Origin of the sequence: Sneathiella sp., from assembly GCF_036960985.1 — a bacterium.
Classification (GTDB): Bacteria; Pseudomonadota; Alphaproteobacteria; order Sneathiellales; family Sneathiellaceae; genus Sneathiella.
Genome location: NZ_JBALWD010000062.1, coordinates 1 through 7,014 on the forward strand (window position 1 = coordinate 1; position 7,014 = coordinate 7,014).

The 7,014-nt window shown below is 46.4% G+C and carries 9 protein-coding genes; 5 read left to right on the forward strand and 4 right to left on the reverse strand.

Annotated features, from left to right (window positions below):
* The first annotated feature begins 649 nt into the window (after positions 1-649).
* Positions 650-1,558, forward strand: a complete 909-nt coding sequence (locus V7723_RS19565; RefSeq protein ID WP_335686186.1) for a patatin-like phospholipase family protein — start codon at positions 650-652, stop codon at positions 1,556-1,558.
* 9 nt (positions 1,559-1,567) lie between these two features.
* On the opposite strand, the gene V7723_RS19570 is transcribed toward V7723_RS19565, so the two are convergent.
* The 3 genes from V7723_RS19570 to V7723_RS19580 form a co-directional block, all read right to left on the reverse strand.
* A complete protein-coding gene (locus V7723_RS19570; RefSeq protein ID WP_335686187.1) occupies positions 1,568-1,999 on the reverse strand; it encodes a CBS domain-containing protein in 432 nt (143 codons plus the stop codon).
* A 128-nt stretch (positions 2,000-2,127) separates the two neighbouring features.
* Positions 2,128-2,880, reverse strand: a complete 753-nt coding sequence (gene rsmI, locus V7723_RS19575; RefSeq protein WP_335686188.1) for a 16S rRNA (cytidine(1402)-2'-O)-methyltransferase — start codon at positions 2,878-2,880, stop codon at positions 2,128-2,130.
* Positions 2,881-2,934: 54 nt separating this feature from the next.
* Positions 2,935-3,825 (reverse strand): LysR family transcriptional regulator, encoded by an 891-nt coding sequence (locus V7723_RS19580; RefSeq protein ID WP_335686189.1) that lies wholly within the window; start codon positions 3,823-3,825, stop codon positions 2,935-2,937.
* Positions 3,826-3,936: 111 nt separating this feature from the next.
* On the opposite strand from V7723_RS19580, the gene V7723_RS19585 reads away from it, so the two are divergent.
* Positions 3,937-5,148, forward strand: a complete 1,212-nt coding sequence (locus V7723_RS19585; RefSeq protein ID WP_335686190.1) for an acyl-CoA dehydrogenase family protein — start codon at positions 3,937-3,939, stop codon at positions 5,146-5,148.
* A gap of 46 nt (positions 5,149-5,194) precedes the next feature.
* Positions 5,195-5,620 (forward strand): PaaI family thioesterase, encoded by a 426-nt coding sequence (locus V7723_RS19590; RefSeq protein WP_335686191.1) that lies wholly within the window; start codon positions 5,195-5,197, stop codon positions 5,618-5,620.
* 15 nt (positions 5,621-5,635) lie between these two features.
* Here V7723_RS19590 and V7723_RS19595 read toward each other — a convergent pair whose 3' ends face one another.
* Complete coding sequence (locus V7723_RS19595) at positions 5,636-6,112, reverse strand: MaoC family dehydratase (RefSeq protein WP_335686192.1); 477 nt, start codon at positions 6,110-6,112, stop codon at positions 5,636-5,638.
* A 170-nt stretch (positions 6,113-6,282) separates the two neighbouring features.
* Between V7723_RS19595 and bfr the strand changes: the two genes are divergently transcribed.
* Positions 6,283-6,750, forward strand: coding sequence for a bacterioferritin (bfr, locus tag V7723_RS19600; RefSeq protein WP_335686193.1), 468 nt, complete (start codon positions 6,283-6,285; stop codon positions 6,748-6,750).
* Between the two features lie 121 nt (positions 6,751-6,871).
* Positions 6,872-7,014, forward strand: a 143-nt coding sequence (locus V7723_RS19880) for a (2Fe-2S)-binding protein (protein ID WP_443024269.1), incomplete at its 3' end; no start/stop codon positions are given.

Sequence of the window (7,014 nt, forward strand, 5' to 3'; positions counted from 1 at the left end):
GCCAGCGTTCGTTCTGAGCCAGGATCAAACTCTCAAGTTTGATTTAGAATTAACTTCTTCCCGTCACAACGTTTACATAAATTACACACTGCTGCGTAACCCATGCATTTTGTACAAATCATCCATAAATGAATAATCCATACGCTGAACTTAAACCTGTCATATCTAAATAATAAATTACCGAAATAATAAACTATCCAAACATAACGACTTCAAGATACCCGTTGCAACAGTCAGTCATTAAAGCAATAACAACCGCCGCCCAGGCATCTCTTCTCATCAATATCAACAATGTAAATTAAAAATCGTCAAAACAAATAAATTCGTCAGACAAAAAAACGCCGCCGAATTAACCTGACCTAATTTATCAGGTGCGTCCGACTGCGTCGTTGCCCATCTTATATAGATATCCAGGCAACGCCGTCAACAGGTAAATTTACTAAAAAGACGAAAAAAGATTATACCCTTAACAACAGCTTAATACAACTGAATTCTAATACTAAGATGTACAAGTGCGTTACTATATAGCTCCGCCAGGAACCAAATCGCGCCCTCACATATCTGTTAGGATAAAAGTGATGGTGCGGCACTTTACAAGCGCTGCTGGTTGAGAGAGATTTACAATGACGAACAGCAACAAGGAGAAACCATGTCGCGACCAAAAATTGGATTGGCTCTTGGAAGCGGGGTCGCCCGGGGCTGGGCACATATCGGTGTCATCCGCGTTCTGGAACGCGAAGGCTTAAAGCCAGACATCATTTGCGGCACTTCAATTGGTGCCCTCGTCGGCGGCATGTACCTGGCCGGCAAAATGGACGCCCTGGAAGAATGGGCCCGTGATCTAGGGAAATCCAGCCTGTTCCGATTTCTTGACATCCGTCTGTCCGGCGGCGGGCTTATTTCAGGTAATAAGTTATTCTCGCTTTTGGAAGACAATATCGGTGATACTCTAATTGAAGACCTTCCAGCACCGTTTTCTGCCATCACCACAGAATTGGGCACCGGGCACGAAATTTGGATACAAGAAGGAAACCTCGCCAAGGCGATCACCGCTTCTTATGCCCTGCCTGGATTATTTTCCCCGCAGCAAATCGATGATCGATGGCTCATTGACGGCGCGTTGACAAATCCAGTTCCGGTTTCTGTATGCCGGGCCTTGGGCGCCCGCCTGGTCATAGCTGTCAATTTGAATGCGGATGTTTTCGGGATGTCAAATATCGGCGAAAATGAAGAAAGCCTCATGTCGGAAGAAAATGGCGGAAAATTTAAAGCATTTCACGCGCGATCCCCTTTAAATCTGATGAAGCATCGCTTTTTCGACAAATCAGGCGCGGAACCCAGCATTTTTGGCGTCATGATGTCCGCCCTCAATATTGTTCAAGACCGCCTGAGTCGTTCACGCCTCGCCGGAGACCCACCCGATATCACCATTGCCCCGCGCCTCGCCCAACATGGCTTATTGGATTTCGACAAAGCACAAGAAATGATAGCAGAAGGAGAAGCATCCGCCGAACGCTCTCTTCCCTTCTTAGCACGGGCGATGGAAGTCTTGTCTTAGAGGTCCTCGTTAGCCAGTGGCTATGTAATCGCGCATTGCCGCCGCCTCACGCTCAACTTCATCCATCCGGCTTTTAACAACATCGCCAATGGAAATGAATCCGGTTAGCCGCCCTTCATCCAAGACTGGCAAATGACGGATCCGTTTACCCGTCATGAGAGACATAACGTTATCAATCGTCTCAGAAGGTGTCGTCGTTATCAGCTCAGATGTCATTAAATCTTCAGCTGTTTGTGCCAAACAATCCGAACCACATTCAGATAAGCCCCGGACAATATCCCGCTCCGATACGACGCCGCGCAAATTTCCCGATCGATCCACGATCAAGACCGCACCAATCTTATTTTTTCCCAAAATATTAGAAATATCTGCAATGCTATCCGAAGGAACCGCCGTGATCACATTGGCCCCCTTGGTTTTCAAAATACCAGCGACATTCATACAAAATCTCCTTCCAACTTTGGCTTACGGGAAAACGCAGTAAAAGAGTATTTTCAATTTTACTAATCTACCATATTTTCCGGCAAATTTCAACTCTCTTGCGAAATCTCGATACTCAATCGCACGCCTTAAGGTATCATATTGTTAATGTCGTCTTCCTGTTCAATAGCTGCATCTTCCCGTTCAGGGGGCCCTATGACGATGGTCACTTCTCCTTTGATTTTCTTTTCCTGAAAATTCTCGATCAGGGACTCTAGTCTTTGGCGATGTATATTCTCGAATTTTTTCGTTAATTCTATGCAGACGGCCGCTTCCCTGTTCCCCAGACATTCAAGGGCAATCTTCAGAATTTTCGCGACTCGAAACGGCGACTCAAAGAAAACCAAGGCCGTTGGCGCCTCTGCGAAGGCATTAAAAACTTTACGTTGCCGACCCGGCCTCCGCGGAAGAAAACCCAAAAAGGAAAAAGCCGGAACTGGCAAACCAGATACCATCAGGGCCGTAATGACGGCACTTGGACCTGGTAAGGCATCTACTTTGTATCCGTTTTCAATGGCCGCGGCTGCGGCTCTTTGCCCCGGATCACTTACCCCTGGAGCACCTGCATCTGATGTCAAACCAACAGATTTTCCATCCCGCAGCAAAGAAAGTATTCGGCCAACAGCCCGATCTTCATTATGTGCATGACAGGCAAAGATAATTGGCGGACTGTCCAATTGATGACGCTCAAAAATCTTACGAGTATGCCTCGTATCCTCGCATGCCAAAGCATCTACCGTCTGCAATATTCGCATGGCCCGCAAAGAAATATCTTCCAAATTGCCGATGGGCGTTGGAATGAGAAACAGCGTTGGTTCATTCTGGTCGTCATTTTCAGTCATGTTTAGGGACTAACCATATATTGCAGTGATGTGCAACGCCCGTTGCCTGCCTGCTTAAGCAACAGCTTCCAGAATTAGATCCCGGAGCCATAGGGTCGTCTTCGATTGCGCCGTGGATTTATGCCAATATAAGTAAAAATCCAGATTGGGCACCGGCAACGGCAGTGAAAAAACGTGGCAGTCATACATCCGGGCTAACTGCAAAGGCGCGGTCAGCGCGAAATCGGTTCGCTGCAGTAAATGAAACGCCGCCTGATAATGCTGAAATCGGATCATTATATTTCGAGCTGGACCCAAATTTCCGAGCTCAATATCGACAGATCCACTTCCTTGTTGCCGTGACGATACGAGGATGTGGGAAAGAGAAAGATACATCTCTAGGGACAAACTGGAATTGCCCACCAATGGATTGGACCGGCCAACAACACACACCTGTTCATCTGACATGAGGAGATGGTTTTGCAACTCTGGATTCGGTGACAGAGGAATATCAACGGCAAAATCAATTTCACCTAAAGACAGCTTTTTCGCTATGGATCGCCGTGGCACGTGAAAAGCCTGGACTTTCATGAGAGGCGCATACTGATGAAGGCGCTCCACTAATTTTGGCAGCAAGATCGTTTCACCGATGTCGCCAATCCCAATCCGAACTATCTTATCGGATATTTGCGGATCAAACTTTTCTTCCTCCTCAATACCGGATTGCAACAATCTCAAGGCCTGCCGCACCGGGCCGATCATTTTTTGAGCTACAGGCGTGGGATTCATTTTACGCCCCGCATGAACAAACAGAGGATCGCCAAATCGATCCCGCAATCGTGCTAAGGAATTGCTAACAGCTGGTTGTGTAACGTTCAGAGCGCTCGCCGCCTGTGTCAAATTGCGATGTGTGTATACGGCGTCTAAGGTCACGAATAAATTAAGATCGAGATTTTTAAGCTTCATCTTATCATCACCATTACTTATGACTATATATCATAAAAATAAATTTTAATGATTACAATAGTGTTCTTATACTTCTCGCCGACATCCTAAAAATAGAGAAAGATCCAGCGAATGAAATTTTCATATTCTGACAAAACTGATAATCTTGTGGCCCGGGTGGAAGCTTTCATGAGCGACTACGTATATCCAGCAGAGCAGGTTTATCACGACTATATTGAGAACTCGGACACTCGCTGGGTAATTCCACCGGTTATGGAAGAATTGAAAGACAAAGCAAAAGAAGCCGGCCTTTGGAATTTATTTCTAGCCGATTTCGAAGATCACGGCGCGGGCCTGTCAAACTTAGAATATGCCCCTCTATCTGAAACAATGGGCCGCTCCATGATCGGTTCCGAGGCATTTAACTGTAGTGCGCCGGATACCGGAAATATGGAAGTTTTGGCGCGATACGGCACACAAGCTCAAAAAGATGACTGGCTGATACCGCTCCTTAACGGTGAAATTCGCTCCGCCTTCGCCATGACGGAGCCGGCCGTTGCCTCCTCGGATGCAACCAATATTCAAAGTACGATCCGCCGGGAAGGAAATGAGTACGTCATTAGCGGCCGTAAATGGTGGACATCAGGTGCGCCGGACCCTCGATGCAAAATTTTGATTTTCATGGGGAAAACAGATGTCAATGCTTCGCGACATACCCAACAATCCCAAGTACTGGTGCCTATGGACACACCGGGAGTTAAAATGATCCGCCCGCTAAAAGTCTTTGGGTCCGACGATGCGCCTCATGGACACGCGGAAATGCTTTTTGAGAATGTCCGCGTGCCAATCTCAAATATCATTGGGGGCGAAGGAGAAGGGTTTGCAATTGCGCAGGGCCGGTTAGGCCCAGGTCGCATACACCATTGCATGCGCCTCATTGGGTGTGCGCAACGTGCTATCGAATTGATGTGTGACCGAGTAGAAAATCGGATCGCTTTTGGTAAGAAGCTAAGTGAACAAGGATCCATCCGTGAAGACATCGCAAAATCAATATGCGAAGTAGAGCAAGCTCGCTTACTGACCCTGAAAGCCGCAGAACGCATGGATTTGGTATCCTATAAGGAAGCCCGAGACCTAATTTCAATGATTAAAGTTGTTGCACCGTCCATGGCACAAACCGTCATTGATCGGGCCATTCAAGCCCATGGCGCCATGGGGCTTAGCCAAGACACCTTTCTGCCCGAAGCCTTTGCCTACGCACGCACGGTTCGACTTGCCGATGGCCCGGACCAAGTTCATATGTCGTCGCTCGGAAAGCAAATTATACAGCGTTACGCTCACTGACCCGTAAAAGGAAACAATAAACAGCGCAGAGCTACCGGAGTATCGGATGACGACAGAGACCGAGTTTACACGGCCATCACAATTCTTACACCTTCAACCCTTCGCCAACACCTATGGTGTCACCGTTGTTGAGGAAAAACCAGGATCTGTCGTTATCGAAGCCCCTTACCTGGAGGCACTTTCAACGCCGCCAGATCTTTTCCCGACATCATCAGTTGGCGCTGTTGGAGATATGGCGGCTATCAGCTCATGCTTATCAATGCTGCCAAAAGGATGGGCCTGTGCAACTTTGGACTTTACCGTTAAAATGACCGGGCAAGCACGCGGCGAAAAACTAGTTGCGCGAGGTCGGGTTTTGCAAGCGGGCAAGTCTTTCTCCGTCGGATCCGCGGACGTTTTTAGTGTTCTTAACGGCAAGGAGACATTGTGCGGCGTTGTAATGGCAACTAGCCGCAATTTCCCAATAAAATAAGTACCGTCCCACGGCCTAGGGGCGTTTTTTGACGAGATATCGTTGCTCCCCTTCGAGAACCAACTCTTTTCGTTGATTGTGAACTGTCGACCGCACGGTCACGATGCCTGTCGTATTCTGCGCTTTCAAGTCTGTGATAACGAGCTCTGGATACACGGTATCACCGTAATAAACAGGCCCTAGGAATTTCGACGACTGATCAATAAAGGCGATAAGAGATTCCCCGACGACATGAGGAAATATACCCGCGCCCGAAGCCGTCTGAATCAACACTTGGAAACCATGCGCTAAAAGCTCTGGATGACCTTGGGACTTGCAATACTCAACATCATAATGAATAGGATGATTGTCTCCAGAGGCCGCTTGGAAAGCGGAAAAATTGGCATCTCGTAACGTCCGCGACGGTATATAAAATTGCTGCCCGATCGAAAAATCCTCAAAATAGCTGGATTCTGCAAACTTATGGTTTTCCGGTTTAAATTCGTTGTTCATCTCATTATCCTGCTTGTTATCAAGTCTTGTCATTGGGATACAACTATAGTCTAACGGAAAATCCAAACAACTCTCGTAAGGTTATAAAATTCCGACAGACCTAGGTTTATTTAAATATATTTTCCTGTCATATTGTAGGCAACTTTAACACTTTAAAAGGAATACTCGCGATGAAAGGCGATGCCGCAATCATTAAACATCTTAATGTTATTTTGAAAAATGAACTCACAGCAATAAATCAGTATTTCCTGCATTCCCGAATATTGGAAGATTGGGGTTTAAAAGAGTTAGCGGAAAAGGAATATCACGAGTCAATTGATGAGATGAAGCATGCGGACAAGCTTATCAAGCGAATCTTGTTTTTAGAGGGCCTGCCAAATCTTCAAGATCTGGGCAAATTGATGATAGGAGAGGATACGAAAGAAATCCTCGAATGCGATCTAAAAATGGAACATGCCGGCCATATCGACCTTAAAGCCGCTATTAAGGACTGCGAATCTAAGCAAGATTATGTATCCAGGGATTTACTTGTAGAAATCATGGAATCCGAAGAAGAGCACATCGATTGGCTGGAAACCCAGTTAGGTCTATTGGATAAAATGGGCCTTGAAAACTATATACAATCTCAAACTTCCTAATCTGTTCAGAGGCAACTTTACGGCCGAATAGCTCTATAATATCACTTTAACATTGACAATCATTCGCAATTTACTAAATTAATGAGAATGATTGTCAGTTTTAAAAGACGGATGTTGTAGAATGTATGTATGCCTGTGCAATGGATTTACGGATCGCGATGTGAAATCAGCGATCGCTGGTGGTGCCCAGGGTGTTGCGAATATATACGATTCATTGGGAGCGCCGCCACAATGCGCTAAATGCTCAATACATATTCGTGAGAT